This is a genomic window from Brevundimonas sp. (assembly GCF_051860745.1).
GTDB lineage: Bacteria > Pseudomonadota > Alphaproteobacteria > Caulobacterales > Caulobacteraceae > Brevundimonas.
In genome coordinates this window covers 1-16,459 of record NZ_JBHYDN010000013.1, presented here as the reverse complement: position 1 = coordinate 16,459, position 16,459 = coordinate 1, and the positions used below count along the sequence as shown (strand labels likewise).

Sequence of the window (16,459 nt, the reverse complement as noted above, 5' to 3'; positions counted from 1 at the left end):
GCGTCGCCCTGCCCCCAAATCAGGGAGCAGAACCCCGCCCGTCCAAAACCTTATTCGGGGCCTCAGCCGGCTCACCGCCCCACTCCGGGGGCAGAAGCGGTCGAAATCCCGCCAGTCGTTCGACCTCTATGGTCCAGCGATCGGCCCGCCCGCCCTCAAGCAGGACGGCGTGTATCGCATTTTCCAGCCCAAGGGCCAAACTCAAATCGTCCGCCGTGAAGACGCCGCAGACTTTCGGGGGCGGCGTCATGTGTTTCGCCAGCGAAAGCAGCTTGCCGCGGCCGTCGGCGGACCCGTCCGCCGCCTCGATGATCCAGGCGGTCTTGCCCGACCGCACGTTGGCCAGGGATTTCTCGAAGCCGGAGATAAGCACGCCCTCGCGCCGGGCAAGCCCCAACTGGTCCAGACAGCGGCGGAACAGCAGGTTTTCGACCGTGTCCGCCAGGTCGGCGGCCGGCTTCATCGGCGCCTTGGCGGCGCGCGAGAACAGGTTCTTCTTCACCGCCGCCTCGATGGAGGCGCGGTCCGCCGCGACCCAGAGGCCGCGGCCCGGCAGCTTGCGCGCCAGATCGGGGGCGACCGAACCGTCCGGAGCGGCGACGAAGCGGATCAGGCGAGATTCGTCCATGACCTGGTGGGTGACCAGGTCGCGTCGTTCTCTATCGCCCCGAAGGGCGGACCGTCCGCCCGCACTCTCCCGACCGGCGGGGGTGGTCTCAACCCCCTCCACCGCCTTGCGGTCCCCCTCCCCCTTAGGGGGAGGAAATGTCGCTTCGCGCAGACTCATGAACGATCCGGCTTTCCATCACGCGTCGGGGGTTTGTTCGGAGTCCTCGGCGAGGACCTCCGCGTCGTCGTCGTCGTCGCCTTCGGCGGCGGCGGCTTCACCCTCGTCGCCTTCCGGCGCGGCGGCGAAGACGGCGTCGGCGTCGTATTCGCCCTCGGCCAGTTCTTCCTCGTATTCCGGCTCCGGCGGCTGCGGCAGTTCCGAGGCGTCGATCCAGCCGGCCGCGACCCGGGCCTGCAGGATCAGCATTTCGGCCTCTTCCTGGGCCAGGTTGAAGCTTTCCAGAACGCCCGGGACCTTGGTCCGTTCGCCGTTCTTGACCTCATAACCGCCGCGGATTTCGTCGGTGGCCAGATCGGCCAGGTCCTCGACGGACTTCACTCCGCCCTCGCCCAGGGCGACGGCGATGGCGCCGGTGACGCCCGGAACGGCCATCACCTCGTCCAGCACGCCCAGCTCGACGCGCTTCGCGTCCAGCACGGCCGCCTGTTTGTCGAGGAAGTCGCGGGCGCGGGCCTGCAGCTCCTCGGCCGTGTCCTCGTCAAAGCCCTCGATGTCGGAGATTTCATAGGGTTCGACGAAGGCCAGATCCTCGACCGTGGCGAAGCCTTCGGTGACCAGCAGTTGGGCGATGACCTCGTCGACGTCCAGGGCTTCCTGGAACAGGGCGGTGCGCTCGCTGAACTCGCGCTGGCGGCGCTCGGAGTCCTGGCTCTCGGTGATGATGTCGATCTGCCAGCCGGTCAGCTGGCTGGCGAGACGGACGTTCTGGCCGCGGCGGCCGATGGCCAGCGACAGCTGCTCGTCCGGCACCACGACCTCGACGCGGTCGGCCTCTTCGTCGAGCACGACCTTGGAGACTTCAGCCGGCGCCAGGGCGTTGACGATGAAGGTGGGCTCGTCGTTGTTCCACTGGATGATGTCGATCTTCTCGCCCTGCAGTTCGGCGACGACCGCCTGAACCCGCGAGCCGCGCATGCCGACGCAGGCGCCGACCGGATCGATGGAGGAGTCGTTGGACAGCACGGCCATTTTGGCGCGCGAGCCGGCGTCGCGGGCGGCGGCGCGGATCTCGATCACGCCGTCATAGACCTCGGGCACTTCCTGGGCGAACAGCTTGGCCATGAAGCCCGGGTGCGAGCGCGACAGCATGACCTGCGGGCCCTTGGCCTCGGCGCGGACGTCATAGATGTAGGTGCGGATCCGGTCGCCAATGTTGAACACCTCGCGCGGGATCGAGTCGTTGCGGCGCATGATGCCCTCACCCCGGCCCAGGTCGACGACGGTGTTGCCGTATTCGACGCGCTTGACGGTGCCGTTGACGATCTCGCCGACGCGGTCCTTGAACTCTTCGTACTGGTTGGCGCGCTCGGCGTCGCGGACCTTTCCGGTCACGACCTGACGGGCCATCTGGGTCTGCACCCGGCCGAACTCGAACGGCGGCAGGTTCTCGACGTATTCCTTGCCGACGAAGGCTTCCGGATCGCGCTTGGAGGCGTCGGTCAGGCGCACCATGGCGCTGTCGTTGAACTCTTCCAGCTCGTCTTCCGGCTGCCAGTCGTCGGCCACAATGGTGACGTGACGCGTCAGGGCCATTTCACCCGACTTGATGTCGATCTTGGCGCGGATGTCGTGATGGGCGCCGTAGCGTGACTTGGCCCCCTTCTGGATCGCCTCCTCGATCGCCTCGACGACAATCTCCTTGTCGATGTTCTTTTCGCGCGCGACCGCGTCAGCGATCTGCAGCAGTTCGAGTCGGTTCGCGGAAACGCCGGCTACAGCCATGGTCTAGTCCTCGGTCTCAACAGAGTTGTCATTACGGGCGGCGCGCTTCTCGGCGCCCGCCTTCATCAGTTCGTCGGTCAGCACCAGTTTGGCGTCGACCAGCCAGTCAAACGGGATCAGGGCGGTGTCCTCCTCCCCTTCCAGATCCATCGCGACATTGTCGCCGTCCGTGCCGGCGATCATGCCCTTGAACCGCTTGCGGCCCTCAATCATGCGATCGCTTTCCAGCCGCGCCTCATAGCCCTCAAACAGGTCGAAGTCCGACAGGCGGGTCAGCGGACGGTCGACGCCGGGCGACGACACTTCCAGCAGATATTCGCCGGCGATGGGGTCGGCGGCGTCGAAAATCTCGGACACGGCGCGGCTCAGGCGGGCGCATTCCTCGACGGCGATGTCGTGGTCGCTGGGCCGTTCGGCCATGATCTGCAGCCGCCGGCGCAGGGTGCCGCCCATCAGACGCACGCGCACGATGTCGAGGCCCAGGCTCTCGGCCACGGGTTCGATCAGCTCCAGCAGAGCGCGGTCTTCAACGGTCTTGGCCTTCAACGGGGCTCGATCCAATAAAAAAGCGGCGGGCCATCCAAGGCCGCCGCTTCAAACGGCGCCGTTGGACGCCGGTCTAACGATGTGAGGGGGCGTATACCTCCCCCGACAGGGTTTGTCAGCCCCTCTTGGCGAAGGCGGAATAGATCAGCCCGGCGGCGGCTCCCGCCAGAAGCAGGCTGGCCACCAGCCACCCCTCCTCGCCGCTCGGGCTTGAGCCCCTCAACTCGGGCGTGGCCCAAGGCGCGAAGAACATTGCTACACCCGGCGACAGTTCGGCGATCCCCAGACCCGTCAGCACATAGAGGCAGGCGGCCGCCACGCCGCCAATCATGAACACGACCGCGGTCGGGCGTCCGCGCCACGGTATCCGACCAATCCCGGCAAGCACCAAACCGCCGAAAACCAAGCTTGGTATGATGCCCCAAACGGACACGATCAGTAACATCAGGAGAAAGGCGCCAATGAGCCTGCCGATCTCGCCGGGTTCAACGAACGGCCCTGCCAGCGCAATACCGACGATGAAAATCGCCACCGCCATGCCGGGAGCGAGCATTGCAGCAACGATGAAACCGCTGCCGTCGAATGGCGACTTCTGCGTCTCTGGTTGAACCATGCCCACCGCTCCGCCAACGACGCTCCTGCCGCGGAACAACTGCTACGCTTCGCGCACGAAATCCAGAAAGATCGGCGGGGTGTCGCCCAGCTTCTTTTCTTCATAACGGGTGACCACATGGTCCGCCGGCGCGACCTGCCAGTCGTCGGCGGCCTCGGCCTGCCAGACGAGACCGGGCGTGCGTTCGAACTTCTCCAACGCCCAGTCGGCATAGTCCTTCCAGTCGGTGACGAAGCGCAGCCCGCCGCCGGGCTTGAGCAGCCGCGCGATCTCGGCCGCGGTCTCGTCCTGCACCAGCCGTCGCTTGTTGTGCCGCGCCTTGTGCCAGGGGTCGGGGAACAGGATCATCACCCGGTCCAGCGAGGCGTCCGGCAGGGCGGTCATCACGTCGCGGGCGTCGTCGGCGTGGAGCCGGACATTCTTCAGACCGCGCTCGTCGATATGGCGCAGGGCCGAGCCGACGCCGTTGAGGAAGGGCTCGCAGCCGATCATCAGAGTGTCGGGATGGCGCGCCGCCTGTTCGGCCAGATGCTCGCCGCCGCCGAAGCCGATCTCCAGCCAGACCGCGGCCGCCCCGGGCATCAGGGCTGTGGGGTTGATCGGCCCGGCCTTGGGATCAGGCAGAGCGATCGACGGCAGCAGGGTGTCGAACAGGGCCGCCTGACGCGGCTTGATGGCGCGCGACTTGATGCGGCCGAACGAGCGGAGCGGGCGGCGGGCGGGATCGTCGGAAGGGGACATGGGGCGGGGCTATAGCCCAAGAAGAGGGATTGGGGATTAGGTTCTAGGGGTTAAGGATGAGGAATCCCGTTGCGACCCCCCGTCCCTGGAACCTAGCCCCTAGAACCTAAAACCTGTCAGGCCAGAGCCTTCAGCTGATCGACCAGATCAGTCTTCTCCCAGCTGAAGCCGCCGTCGGCGTCCGGCGCGCGGCCGAAATGGCCATAGGCCGAAGTGCGGGCGTAGATCGGCTTGTTCAGACCCAGATGTTCACGGATCGCGCGGGGGGTGGCGCCGCCGATGAGGCCGAGAATGTTCGCCTCCAGCACCGCCTCGGTGATCACGCCCTTGCCGGTTCCATGCAGGTCGACATGGATGGACTGGGGCTTGGCCACGCCGATGGCGTAGGAAATCTGGATGGTGCAGCGGTCGGCCAGGCCGGCGGCGACGACGTTCTTGGCCAGGTAGCGGCAGGCGTAGGCCGCCGAGCGGTCGACCTTGGTCGGGTCCTTGCCCGAGAAGGCGCCGCCGCCGTGCGGCGCCGCGCCGCCGTAGGTGTCGACGATGATCTTGCGGCCGGTCACGCCTGCGTCGCCGTCAGGCCCGCCGATCTCGAAGATGCCGGTCGGATTGATGTGCCAGACGGTGTTCTCGTCGGTGAAGCCCACGGGCAGCACTTCGAGAATATGCGGTTTCACAATATCGGCGACGTCATCGGAGGACAGGCCGGCGGCATGCTGCGTCGACAGCACGATCGAGGTGGCGCGGACCGGAACGCCGTTTTCGTACTGGATGGTGACCTGGCTCTTGGCGTCGGGCTCGAGCCGCTTGTCGCCTCCGTGGCGGACCTCGGCGAGGCGCTTCAGGATGTTGTGGCTGTACTGCAGGGTCGCCGGCATCAGCTCGGGCGTCTCGTTCGAGGCGTAGCCGAACATGATGCCCTGGTCGCCCGCGCCCTCGTCCTTGTTGCCGGCTGCGTCCACGCCCACGGCGATGTCCGCCGACTGGCCGTGCAGGCGGTTGATGAATTCGAACGTCTCCCAATGGAAGCCGGTCTGTTCGTAGCCGATGTCGCGCACTGCGGCGCGGACCGCGGCCTCGATCTCGTCCTGCACGCCCGGCGCCCAGGCGCCATCGGTGTCCATGATGCCCTGGCCGCGGATCTCGCCGGCGAGCACGACCAGATTGGTCGTCGTCAAGGTTTCGCAGGCCACCCGCGCCTCGGGGTCCTTGGACAGGAACAGGTCCACGACCGTGTCGGAGATGCGGTCCGCGACCTTGTCGGGATGGCCCTCGGAGACGCTTTCCGAGGTGAAGAGGAAGGACGAACGGGACAAGGCGGAACTCCGGCGAGACGGGATGGCCGCCAGACATATAAAGATATGTTTATATGTTCAAGGTCTGGTGCGACGTCGCGGGCCGGGGCTTCCAGAGGTTGCTGAACGGCCGTTCGCCCGCCAGCCAGCGTTCCCCGACCCCGGCCAGAAGAGCCAGAACCGTCAATAGCGTCAGTCCGAGGCGGGCCGAAAGGTCCGCGCGGGTATCCAGTTCCGGGATCAGGATCATCGCCGCATGGACCAGGCCGGTCAGGACCATGGCCGCCGCTGCGAGGAAAGGCCACCAACGGTCGCCCTTCAGCGACATCCACAGGAAGACCGCCAGCAGCGCCGCGTCGGCGATGGCGTCGAAAAGCATAAGACCGCCGGCCACCACCACGGGGGGGGCCACGGCCGCCACGAGATAGGCTGTCGACATCAGCAGCGCCCCGAAGCGCTCGGGGTGGCCGCCCTTAAGCCAGGCGAGGGCGAACACCGCCATGCTGAAGGCCAGGACGAGGTAGCTGAACCAGGTCATGGGCGCGAAAACCTCTTCGGTCGGGGTGCGTGGTTCAGGTCGGCGTTCCAGGCGATTCCGGACTGATCACGCGGTCGATGACCCGCGCCTGGGCCGTATAGGCGACGATCATGTCGGCGACCGCCTTCACCATGACCGCCCCCAGCACGACGATCGCCATGATAATCAGGAGGCGGACGCCCCAACCGCCTGGCGGGGGGCGGTAGCCGAGGCGCCGCTCTGGGCTCCCACCTGAGCCATCACCCAGCCGGCGCTCAGAACCTGTTGCAGCAGTTCGCGCGGGCTCGCCTGCTCCGCGTCGTCGGCTAGGCCCCGCATCAGGTGCGCCCGGACCGGATCGTCCGCGCCCAGGGGACTGAACCCGTCCAGAGCGGCCTCCAGATCGGCCCAGGTCCAGTGGGGAAGCACCTTGGTCTGATGACCCATCGTCTGACTCCGTTACTGCCGGGTCAGAAAAGGCCGGCGGGTCAAGCGCGGCTATGGGGTCTTTCGTAGGGTCTGGTACGTTTCGTTCCAGAAGCGCGAGCCCCGCCTTGCGCCGGTTGACGCCCAGTCGGCGGCAGGCCTCATGCACATGCTTCTTGGCCGTGGCCTCCGACAGGCCGAGCCGGGCGGCGATTTCCTTGTCGGTCAGGAAGGCGGTCAGCCTCAGACATTCTTCCTGACGCGCGCTGAGTCGCTGGGCCATCGACCGCTCCGAGTACTGCGGCCTAGCTAGGGGGTTCCGGACGGATCGTCCAGATCAACCGATGGTCGTTGATGAGTTCGAGGAAGAATGGTGCCGCTTAGGTGACTCGAACACCTGACCCCCGCATTACGAAGGCTAGGGAAGGGCGGACAGTAAGTTGTTATAGAACAAGTGGTTGATGAGGAGCTCGGACGGGCTCTGGACCACAACCCAGCCCCTTCCCAGCCTCGACTCAGGGGCTCGTGACGGCCTTTCCCGAGTTACTTGCTTTAACGTGAGAAACCCGGAAATTTTGACCTGCGCCATACCTGCAAGCGCGCCTCGCTGCGGGGCGTGGACATGTATGTGGAGCCCGGCGAGGTCGTCGGGCTGATCGGTCCCTCGGGATCGGGCAAGAGCACCCTGCTCAAATGCCTGGGCGCGGTGATCGAGCCGACCTCATGGCGGATGACGATCGGCGAGGAGACCATCTATGATGACGGCTGGAAAACGGCGGACCTGCCGCGCTGAGGCGGGACCGGATCGGCTTCATTTTCCAGGCCCCCTATCTGATCCCGTTCCTTGACGTCACCGACAATGTCGCCCTGCTGCCCATGCTGGCCGGCGTCGCCAATGCCGAGGCCCGCGCCCGCGCGAGGAAGTTGCTTACGGCCCTCGATGTCGTCCATCGCGCCAAGGCCATGCCATCGCAACTGTCGGGTGGAGAACAACAACGCGTGGCCATAGCCCGCGCGCTGGTGAGTGAGCCGCCGGTCATCCTCGCCGACGAGCCGACCGCGCCGCTCGACGGCGAGCGCGCGCTGGCCGTAATCAAGATCCTGAACGACATGGCGGCCCGCTACCGGACGGCGATCATCATCGTCACTCATGACGAGAAGATCATTCCCACATTCAAACGCCTCTACCACATCCGGGATGGGCGGACGCACGAGGAAATCCGCGGCGATGGACCCGCAGCCTGAGTTGGACCGCACTCGTCGATCAACCGTCCTTCAACGAGGGCCCGGTCAGCAGATCGGGCGGCGATTTTGTCGTCCCGCTTGATCAGGCTGTCGCCTGCACGAGCCAGACCCGTGCGGGCATCATCACGCCCTGTCCGGTCGCGTAGCCTCGATAGAGATCGGCCAGATCACGCGCGAGCGCGTCCCGGGCCGGAGGACCGAGTGCCGCAACCTTGTCGCGGAAGGCCATGCCCTCCAGCGCAAAGGTGACGGCGTCGGCGCTTGAGGTTCCCGGCCCCGCGAACGGCAGGTCCCCGTTCCAGGCGTCGAAGCCGACCTTGTCAAAACCGGCGCTCTCGAGGATATCCCTGAGGTAGGCGGGGGCCTTGAAGGCAAACGGGCCGGGTGCGTGCGGCTCCGGGCGCGGCAGGTCGAGATGGCGGCGAACGACGGAGATCATGGCCGACATCCAGGGATTGTCGCGCGGTGCCGCCCAGACCGCGAGATCGATGCGCCCGCCCGGCCGGATCAGGCTGTGCAGATTGGCGAAGGCCGAATAAGGGTCAGGGAAGAACATGCTGCCGAATCGGGAAATCAGGCGATCAAACTTGGCGTCGTCGCCTGAATAGACCGAGGCGTCGGCACACTCGAAGCGGACATTGGCGACGCCGGCGCTGGCGGCCCGATCCATAGCGCGGGCAATCAGCGCCTCCGAGATGTCCAGGCCGAGCGCCTCGCCGTCGGGCCCGACCAGTCGACCGGCGGCGATCGTCGTTGTGCCGCCGCCGCAGCCGATATCGACGACGCGCTCGCCGGGTCGCAGACCGGCCTTTTCGAGGAGAGCGGGATCCACCGGGGCGATCATGCCTTCGAAGGTGTCAATGTGCGCCAGCCAACGCGCACCCATTTCGGCCTCCCAATCTTCAGCGGGATAGGCGACAGGGGGCGCGCTCATGGTTGCGGCATCGGAATGTTCCTTAGGTGGGTCAGAACGTAAGAACATGCACGTCCAGCGCAACGAAAAGCGGCCCGGCCTCAGGAGGACGTGCAACGCCCAAAGTCTCGATCAGCGCCGTTCGATTAGATCCTCGCGGGGGCAGATAGATGAGCCTCGTCTGATACCAATTGTCATTTCGATTGACACTTGGGCAGCATCCGCTGGCGCAATCGACCCTTTTGGCTGCATCGAAGCTGACAGCACCCGGACACCGGACGTTCGGCACCGCCGCTTCGAGTCATGGGGGCCATCCCGGAACTGCGCCAACGGACGATCGCAGCGGCCGGTTGTCGGCGACCCTGGCGCATGCAACCTTCAACGACCGCATCCGCAAAGGTCGAACCATGCGCACCCTCGGTCCTCTTCTGCTCGCCGCCCTTACTATCGCAGCGACGCCGGCCGGCGCGCAAACTCCAACCGCGACGGACATGGCGGTGGCGAGGGCGGTGGAGGCTATCGCCAGCATCCGCTCCGCGGGCGGCCCCCGGTTCTCGCCTGACGGATCGCGCATCGCCTACATCTCCAACGCGAGCGGGATACCCCAGCTGTGGGTCATGAATTCGGATGGAGGCGGCCAGACCCAGGTGACCAACCTGAGCGACCCGGTGCAGTCGGTCGACTGGTCCCCGACCGGCGACTGGCTGGCCTATGACGTTGCGCCTGGCGGTGGTCTGAACGTGCAGCTTTACGTCAGCCGTCCGGATGGCTCCGAAGTGCGCCGGCTGACCCCGGGCGGGCGCGAAAACAACTCGCTGGGCGGCTGGAGCGACGATGGCCGCTGGGTGATCGGCGCCTCCAACAGGCGCGACGCGGCCCGGTTTGAGCCCATGCTGATCGATCCGACGACGGGTGAAACGACATTCGTCGGGGCGGGGCCTGGACGCGCCCAGCTTACAGACCTGAGCCCGGACGGTCGGTTCGCCGTGTTGTCGCGGCTGATCAGCCGGGGAGACAACAACCTGTATCTGGTGGAACTGGCCACGGGGACCGAGACCCTGCTGACCCCGCACACCGGGACGGGGTCATTCGGCGGGGGTGAGTTCTCACCCGATGGTCGGCGCATCTATCTGATTTCCAACGGAGGGCGCGACCGCGCCGCCTTTGGCGTCATCGACCTGACCCGAGACGGCGCCGCCGGACCCATCCGCATCCTGGCCGAACGCACCGACGCCGAAGCCGAGAACGCCGTGTTGTCCGAGGACGGAACCCGGGCCGCCCTGATCTGGAACGCGGCAGGGCGCAGCGAATTGGCTTGGCTTGACACGGCGACGGGCGCGACGACGGCCGGCCCGACACTGCCGGTCGATATCGTCTCGGGCGCGGCCATGTCGCGAGACGGTACGGTGCTGGCGCTGTCGGGATCCGCTGCGGACCGGCCAGGCGATATCCATCGCCTCGAAATCGCCAGCGGCGCCATCACCCAGCTGACCTTCAGTCCCCACGAGGGCGTGGATCTGGCCAGCTTCATTCGGCCGACGCTCGTGACCTATCGCGCTCATGACGGGCTGGAGCTCTCTGGCTGGCTGTATCGGCCTCTCGGTGTCACCGCCCCCGGGCCGGTCGTGTTCAATTATCACGGCGGACCCGAGGGGCAGTCGCGACCGTCGGTCAGCGATGTGACCCAGGCGCTGGTCGCACGAGGCATCACAGTCTTCGCGCCCAACGTTCGGGGCTCCACCGGTTTCGGCAAGCGGTTCATGAACCTCGACAACGGCCCGCTGCGCGTCGACGGCGTGCGCGACATTAAGGCCACCACCGATCATCTGGTCGAGGCGGGGATCGCAGACCCGGCGCGGCTGGGCATCATGGGCGGGTCCTACGGCGGCTATATGGTCATGGCCGGCGTGACGGAATATCCGGACATGTTCGCGGGCGGAGCCAATCTGTTCGGCGTGGTGAATTTTGAGACGTTCTTCGCCCAGACGGAGCCCTGGATGGCCGCAATCTCAACCGTCGAGTACGGCGATCCGGTCACGCAGGCCGACATGCTCAGGACACTGTCGCCGATCCACAAGATCGACATCGTCACCACCCCGCTCATCGTGCTGCACGGCGCCAATGATACCAATGTGCCCGTGGTTGAGGCCGAGCAGATCGTCAACAGCTTGAGGGCTCGCGACGTCCCAGTGGAATATGTCCTCTTCCCCGACGAAGGGCACGGCTGGCGCAAACTGCCGAACCGCATCCGCTCTACAACCGCGATAGTCAGCTTCTTCGAGCGGACGCTCGGGGTGGCCGATTAGGGCTCGAAGACCCGCTTCGCGCGCAGACTTGTGTCCGGGAAGCGGACGCTCAGAAGGTCGGCTATGGGGGTTAACGGAAGTCGTGTCAGGCTCGGCAAAGCTCGCTAAATCCTGAGGAGCGAATGGCGGGGTGGTGGAAACGTCGTTGGAGGGTGAAAACACCAAGAAATAACGACGGTCTCTAACTCTGCCGCTTCTATGGTAGAGTTGGTCGTGGACAGGTCGAGTCGATGCTACCGTAGGAAGAAGATGCCCAGGACTGTCACCGCCGCCACAGCTGGCCTTCTGCTCGTGGTCGGTCAAACCGCCGCCACTGCCGATCAACCGGCCGTCCCTAGGGTAGGCGACCGGGTCGGTGGTCGCGCCGACGCGTCTTCCGACTTGGGAGCAGACGGAGCCGGAATATTGGTCGCCAGCGCGATGTTGCTTACTCTCGCTGTAAGCATAGCCACCAACGACGACCCCGACAGCTGCTGACCGTTCCGGTCCAGGGCGCGCGTTTCCAGCTACAAAAGCCAGCGCCGCGCTCACTCGGGCCTCTCGTCCTGCTTGGGCGCAGTCGCCACCTTCCGCACCTTGTCCTCAAGCGCAGCGCATGGTCGCCCGGGCTCGCATCGGGCAGGGCTCCCGCGAAGTCCGCAACGGGTCAGTATCGGGCCTGACTGCCAGGCCGGAAAGCGGACCCCGCTGGACAGGCCAGAAGCGGACGTACTGCATGTCGGCGCAGGGGGGATAGCGGTAGTTGGCTCCACGCCGGAAAGCGGACATGTTCAGCGTCGGCTTGTGCGCATCTCTCCAAGGCGATTGACAGTGGACTAGCCTAACCCTGCCTACATCTCAGCCGCACTATTGCGGTCGAGTAACGACATCAATGCCCGTCAGAAGCACTTCGTCGAGGCCTGAGCGGATACCTTCAATCGTCGGCGAAGCCGGGACTGTGGGCAGAACGCCCCTCCCGAAGAGACTTGATCCGTCATGGTTCAAGACGCGCATGCCCGTCCAGATGATACGGTGATTTCCTGGAAGCTCGAATGGATTGATATTGCCATTCATGCCCGCAGTCGGTTCTCCGACAATGTCAGCCAAGCCGTAGCCCTTGACGATCGCCAACAGGGTCTCCGAATAGCTAATAGCCCGTTCGTCGGTCAGGAACGCGACGCGAGCGCGGAGCCTTGGCGACGCGGGCTCCACACTCCACCCCACCGATTTCCAGGTCCTCGCTCGTCCCTCTGGTAGCTGGTCGACGGCAATCTGGAACGGTGCTGTGCTGACGGGCTCGTCTGTGAGATAACCGAGGAACTCGGCTTCGACGTTGGGATAGCCCCGTAGGTCGAAGATCACAGGCTGATCCGGTTTCACGTTCGTCAGCGCAGCGGTCAGGCGCGCATCATCCAGCCGCGTCAAATCGAAATACCAGGTTCCCTGAGGAAACCATGTGATCGGTTCCGGTCGTGCTTCGGCGAGGCTTCCGGGCCTTGTCGAAGCGACCGGAGTGACTTCGACGTCCAGTTGCTGCCCTTCAGCCCGCTGCACCTTCAACTGCAGCGGGCTGTCGTTGTTTCGACGTGCAAGCCCTTGCGTAGCCCGCATCATGCGATGGCTTTCCGTGGACGCTGAAACCAACCGCGCCTGCGCCTGCATCAAGTCCGCCACCGGTTGTCCGTTGATGGCGATGATGACGTCGCCCGTAGCGACGGGTAGCGCAGGATCGCTGACGGCGGTTACGACGAGAGCATCCTCCACCCACTGTGTCCGGAAGGGCAGCCAGTAGATGTTCGCGGCAGGACCAACATAGTTGTTCACGGCAGGAACAACACGTCCGTGTCCGTCGTCGAGATCGGCGACCATGAGTTCAAGCCGTTGACGGAAGTCGTCCGGGGTGCGGGCCGTCGCAGCGCCGGCGAGGTGGCTCGAAAGGGTCGATGCCCAAGCTTCGCCGTCAACTTCGAAATAGGGGTAGAAGTGCCAGAATACGTTCCAGGCAATGATGATGGCCCAAGGCGCGTTGCTCGGTCGTTAAGGGGCACGGGGCCCGCCGGTGAAGCCTGACCGGGAGCGGGAACGGACAGCGTAGAGCGCGGTGCCGTTACCGGCAATGAGACGGCAAGACCGGCTCCCAGGTCTGCGTTCCAGGTTTCCGCGCGGGCCGCGCTGACACGCTGGCTCTGATAGATTGGGTTGGAAAAGGCGACACCTTCATGTTGCCATCGGAGAAGATCGGAGGCGTCCGCTATGTCGCCTTCTGGTTCCGTCCTTCTGGTCCCCTGACGGATCACAAGCCCGGGTGCGAGGGGTTCGAACCAGGTCCTGAGGACTGCGGCGAGAGCTTCTGGACTAGCCGCATTTTCAGCATCGATAGCACCCTCTCTGGCAATCTCGGCCCAGCTCGGTGCGTTCGGCTCAGAGTAGGGCGAGAACCAGCGCACATAGCCGTAGAGCTTGGCAAAAGCAGACAGGTGTTCGACTTGCCGATCTGACAGCGGCGCGCCATCGTCTTGGGCTGCCTCTTTTGTCGGCACGACCTCCAAACTTGCCTCGTCGATCCAACCCGGACCCGACCCGTTGAGCAGGAAACCCACTGTCAGAAGGGTCGCATCTTCTGCCACCGGCGCGGTGATTTCCGCCTCTGTAGGCACCACGGCCGAAGCCCCTCGCCGCCCATCTTGGGCCAAGGCAGTTGTCGCCCCAAGCGCCAGAATGACCGCCGCAGCGGCTACCACAAATCGTGCCCTCATAATGCCGTCCCCCCAAAGTCGGTCCGCAAGTGGAAGCTCGACGACCCGTGTTGTCCAGAAGTTTCACAACACCCTGATCCTCGGCCACGTCGCCGGCGGCGCAGCTCTATTCGGGGTCAAGAGCGGCGATCCAGTTCCTGCCGGAAAGCAGACGCTATCGACGGCGCGGAGGGGTCGAACTCAGCGGTTGGCTATCCACCCCAAACCATACATTGGCGTTTCGGCCACAAACCGGTCCTGCCGAAGGTTCGGGGTGGATAGCCGACACGGCAATCAGTGGAGAACGGCATGCAGTACCCCGACGGGCGCGCGGTCATTGTGCTCCGCCCATCGCGCCAGCGGTCCACACGAATCCCCAAACGAAAACGGCCATTGGAAAGTAGGTGGCAATGATCTTTTGAGCGAGTGTATTGCGGATCGTGGCGGCGGCGACCGCCAGCACTACAAAGTGAGACACGACGAGCAAATAGGTCGCTGGCTGGAACAGCGCGCCGTGAATTGCGGTCTGTACGATGTCGAGCACCAAAGCGACCGTGATCGCGAAGAGGACGACACGGCGGTGCGTCTCAAATCCTTCCTTGCCGAGATCGCCGGGCGGGTAGACCGCAACGCAAATGACAAACATCGCGAGCGACCAGAGCGTCAGCACAAGAAATTGGATCAAGCTCCAAGCGGGCGCGTCCTTCCACGCAAACAATCCCCACCAGTTCAGCACGATTATCAGCAGCGCGAGCACAGCGTAGCACGCCTGCACATAGTCGATCTGTCGGCGATAGACTTGCTGGATAGCACCCGTGAGCAAATGCGCGAGGCCGAGGCCCATGATGATGGACGCGAAGACGGAGATAAACTCGAACTGCGTCACCCACTCACCCCCGGTCTCTTCCCACTGAATAATCGCCGCGGAAAACTTGATCGGTCAATGTCCGAATTGGATCGAGACAGGACTGTCGCCTGAGGGTGGTGAGCGGATATTTCTGTGACGAGCCTCGCGGCTTTGCTCTCCAGTCGCTTGGGAGAGCTGACCGTCACCGGCATGACTGGCTACCTACAGAACGCCGTAAAATATCCAGGCAGTCATCGTCAGATTGAACCCCGCATGGGACAATATCGCGCCAACGATCGAGCCCGAGGCGCGACGCGCCCACGAGAAGACCAGTCCGGTCACGAACAGGCCAGCCACCCACCAGATCGCCGGGCCGACAAGGAACGTCCAGCCCGCTGTCCGCCAGATCAGGCCGAAATGAGCGAGATGCACCAAGGCGAAGGCCCCTGCCTCAAACAGCGAGGCCCGGCCCTCACCGACCCGACCCGTCAGTGTCTGGTGGACAAGGCCGCGATAGAATAGCTCTTCGCCTATCGGGCTGAAGGTCATTCCGATCAGGGCAAAAACGGCGAACAGGATTAGCCGCGTCCGGTCATCCATCGGGGACGGAACGCCGGAATATGTTCCGGCGATGTAGATGAACGCGTTGTCGTCCCCGGAACCGAACAGCAAGCCAGCGGTGACCACCATCGCGGCGCAAGCCAGCGCACCCAGGCAGAACCCGGCGGCGACGCCGCCTAGCGAGGTTGGCCTTACCATGCCGATCCGGCGTCGGCCCTCGCCTGTCAGCAGGATCAGAGGGGCTATAGCCATGACGACGAACAGAACAGATACCGGGCCGTAGTTGTTCGTGACATTCGCCTGCATCACCAAGGCGAACCGAGCGGCACTAAATAGGGCCAGCAAGATGAGCCCCGTCCCGACGCCGAAACTCAACCAACTCTGAAACAGCGGCCTGAAGGGCGGGGGCGTCAGCTCATGCACAGTCATGGTTAAGCTTTGCCATTATGGACGACGCCGCGCCAGAGCAGCCAAGGCTGGTGGTGATCTCGTGATGAATGACCGCTACGGGTCGAGACTGGACTGTCGCCTGAGGGTGGATAGGGGACAAACGCGGTCTTATGATCAGAGGCATGAGCGCACAGATCGAAGTCGTCGCCGAACCGACCAGTGAGGATAGGGAGGCAATCGCTCTTCCCCTAAGGGAGTACAACCGACGATACGGCCCACCACTCACCGCAAAACCTGTCGGCATCCTTCTCAAAGATGAAGCGGGGACGCCCGTTGGCGGGCTTTGGGGCAGGATCGCCTACGACTGGCTGTTCATCGAATTACTCGCGGTGCCAGAAAGCCTACGTGGGAAGAAGCACGGCGCTGCCTTGGTAAACGAAGCGGAGGAAATTGCACGGCGCGAAGGTTGTCTTGGGGTTTGGCTCGACACTTACGAATTCCAGTCGCGCGGCTTCTATGAGCGCCTTGGCTACAGCGTGTTTGGGGCGTTAGCCGATCACCCGGCAGGAAGCACAAGGTTCTTCATGAACAAGCGATTCTAGCAAGGGTCCAGCAATGCCGGAGTGTCCGCCTTGGGTCGAGATCGGTCGAGGGCTCCACGCCGTGAAGCGGGCCTTCAACGACCGGCGCAGGACGGGACCTCCCGAACGTCAGTGCGGGGTGATGGGGTGGACGCCCCCCGACGGCATCGACGTGCCAGAGTGAGGTGTTGA

General features: G+C 64.6%; 18 protein-coding genes and 1 pseudogene. 4 read left to right on the top strand and 15 right to left on the bottom strand.

The genetic code is table 11. The features are described 5' to 3' along the window. Positions 1 to 19 precede the first annotated feature (19 nt). The 10 genes and pseudogenes from ACTIEW_RS12890 to ACTIEW_RS12845 all read right to left on the bottom strand — a co-directional run. Positions 20 to 730: an RNA-binding protein gene (locus tag ACTIEW_RS12890; protein WP_439478361.1), complete on the bottom strand. Its 711-nt coding sequence runs from the start codon at positions 728 to 730 to the stop codon at positions 20 to 22. Positions 731 to 805: 75 nt separating this feature from the next. Beyond that, positions 806 to 2,572 (bottom strand): transcription termination factor NusA, encoded by a 1,767-nt coding sequence (nusA, locus tag ACTIEW_RS12885; RefSeq protein WP_439478301.1) that lies wholly within the window; start codon positions 2,570 to 2,572, stop codon positions 806 to 808. A gap of 3 nt (positions 2,573 to 2,575) precedes the next feature. Next, a complete protein-coding gene (gene rimP, locus ACTIEW_RS12880; protein WP_439478300.1) occupies positions 2,576 to 3,118 on the bottom strand; it encodes a ribosome maturation factor RimP in 543 nt (180 codons plus the stop codon). A 115-nt stretch (positions 3,119 to 3,233) separates the two neighbouring features. Beyond that, on the bottom strand, positions 3,234 to 3,731 hold the full coding sequence (locus ACTIEW_RS12875; RefSeq protein ID WP_439478299.1) for a hypothetical protein: 498 nt from the start codon (positions 3,729 to 3,731) through the stop codon (positions 3,234 to 3,236). Positions 3,732 to 3,773: 42 nt separating this feature from the next. Further along, positions 3,774 to 4,472 (bottom strand): tRNA (guanosine(46)-N7)-methyltransferase TrmB, encoded by a 699-nt coding sequence (gene trmB / locus ACTIEW_RS12870; protein ID WP_439478298.1) that lies wholly within the window; start codon positions 4,470 to 4,472, stop codon positions 3,774 to 3,776. A gap of 116 nt (positions 4,473 to 4,588) precedes the next feature. Then, a complete protein-coding gene (gene metK, locus ACTIEW_RS12865; RefSeq protein WP_439478297.1) occupies positions 4,589 to 5,788 on the bottom strand; it encodes a methionine adenosyltransferase in 1,200 nt (399 codons plus the stop codon). A gap of 49 nt (positions 5,789 to 5,837) precedes the next feature. Then, complete coding sequence (locus tag ACTIEW_RS12860) at positions 5,838 to 6,305, bottom strand: hypothetical protein (RefSeq protein ID WP_439478296.1); 468 nt, start codon at positions 6,303 to 6,305, stop codon at positions 5,838 to 5,840. A 34-nt stretch (positions 6,306 to 6,339) separates the two neighbouring features. Continuing rightward, the gene (locus ACTIEW_RS12855) at positions 6,340 to 6,465 is read right to left on the bottom strand and encodes a hypothetical protein (protein ID WP_439478363.1); all 126 of its coding nucleotides are present in this window, start codon (positions 6,463 to 6,465) and stop codon (positions 6,340 to 6,342) included. Between the two features lie 5 nt (positions 6,466 to 6,470). After that, positions 6,471 to 6,731, bottom strand: coding sequence for a hypothetical protein (locus ACTIEW_RS12850; protein WP_439478362.1), 261 nt, complete (start codon positions 6,729 to 6,731; stop codon positions 6,471 to 6,473). 121 nt (positions 6,732 to 6,852) lie between these two features. Beyond that, positions 6,853 to 6,993, bottom strand: a pseudogene (locus ACTIEW_RS12845) (sigma factor-like helix-turn-helix DNA-binding protein); the annotation flags it as partial. 333 nt (positions 6,994 to 7,326) lie between these two features. On the opposite strand from ACTIEW_RS12845, the gene ACTIEW_RS12840 reads away from it, so the two are divergent. Both ACTIEW_RS12840 and ACTIEW_RS12835 read left to right on the top strand, forming a co-directional pair. Next, positions 7,327 to 7,503: an ATP-binding cassette domain-containing protein gene (locus tag ACTIEW_RS12840; RefSeq protein WP_439478295.1), complete on the top strand. Its 177-nt coding sequence runs from the start codon at positions 7,327 to 7,329 to the stop codon at positions 7,501 to 7,503. Then, a complete protein-coding gene (locus ACTIEW_RS12835) occupies positions 7,476 to 7,955 on the top strand; it encodes an ABC transporter ATP-binding protein (RefSeq protein WP_439478360.1) in 480 nt (159 codons plus the stop codon). The genes ACTIEW_RS12840 and ACTIEW_RS12835 overlap by 28 nt, the downstream gene beginning before the upstream one ends. Positions 7,956 to 8,037: 82 nt before the next feature. Here the strand turns inward: ACTIEW_RS12835 and ACTIEW_RS12830 are convergent, their stop codons facing one another. Continuing rightward, positions 8,038 to 8,889: a class I SAM-dependent methyltransferase gene (locus tag ACTIEW_RS12830; protein ID WP_439478294.1), complete on the bottom strand. Its 852-nt coding sequence runs from the start codon at positions 8,887 to 8,889 to the stop codon at positions 8,038 to 8,040. A 386-nt stretch (positions 8,890 to 9,275) separates the two neighbouring features. Here ACTIEW_RS12830 and ACTIEW_RS12825 point away from each other — a divergent pair, with 386 nt between their 5' ends. Continuing rightward, complete coding sequence (locus tag ACTIEW_RS12825; protein WP_439478293.1) at positions 9,276 to 11,174, top strand: S9 family peptidase; 1,899 nt, start codon at positions 9,276 to 9,278, stop codon at positions 11,172 to 11,174. An 846-nt stretch (positions 11,175 to 12,020) separates the two neighbouring features. On the opposite strand, the gene ACTIEW_RS12820 is transcribed toward ACTIEW_RS12825, so the two are convergent. The 4 genes from ACTIEW_RS12820 to ACTIEW_RS12805 form a co-directional block, all read right to left on the bottom strand. Then, a complete protein-coding gene (locus tag ACTIEW_RS12820) occupies positions 12,021 to 13,022 on the bottom strand; it encodes a S41 family peptidase (protein WP_439478292.1) in 1,002 nt (333 codons plus the stop codon). Continuing rightward, entirely contained in the window at positions 12,974 to 13,813 is an 840-nt protein-coding gene (locus ACTIEW_RS12815) for a hypothetical protein (protein ID WP_439478291.1), read from the bottom strand. Before ACTIEW_RS12815 ends, ACTIEW_RS12820 begins: the two co-directional genes overlap by 49 nt. A gap of 409 nt (positions 13,814 to 14,222) precedes the next feature. Then, positions 14,223 to 14,774, bottom strand: a complete 552-nt coding sequence (locus tag ACTIEW_RS12810; RefSeq protein WP_439478290.1) for a hypothetical protein — start codon at positions 14,772 to 14,774, stop codon at positions 14,223 to 14,225. 183 nt (positions 14,775 to 14,957) lie between these two features. Beyond that, a complete protein-coding gene (locus tag ACTIEW_RS12805) occupies positions 14,958 to 15,719 on the bottom strand; it encodes a lysostaphin resistance A-like protein (RefSeq protein WP_439478289.1) in 762 nt (253 codons plus the stop codon). A gap of 149 nt (positions 15,720 to 15,868) precedes the next feature. Here ACTIEW_RS12805 and ACTIEW_RS12800 point away from each other — a divergent pair, with 149 nt between their 5' ends. Then, positions 15,869 to 16,288, top strand: coding sequence for a GNAT family N-acetyltransferase (locus ACTIEW_RS12800; protein WP_439478288.1), 420 nt, complete (start codon positions 15,869 to 15,871; stop codon positions 16,286 to 16,288). The last annotated feature ends 171 nt before the right edge of the window (positions 16,289 to 16,459 follow it).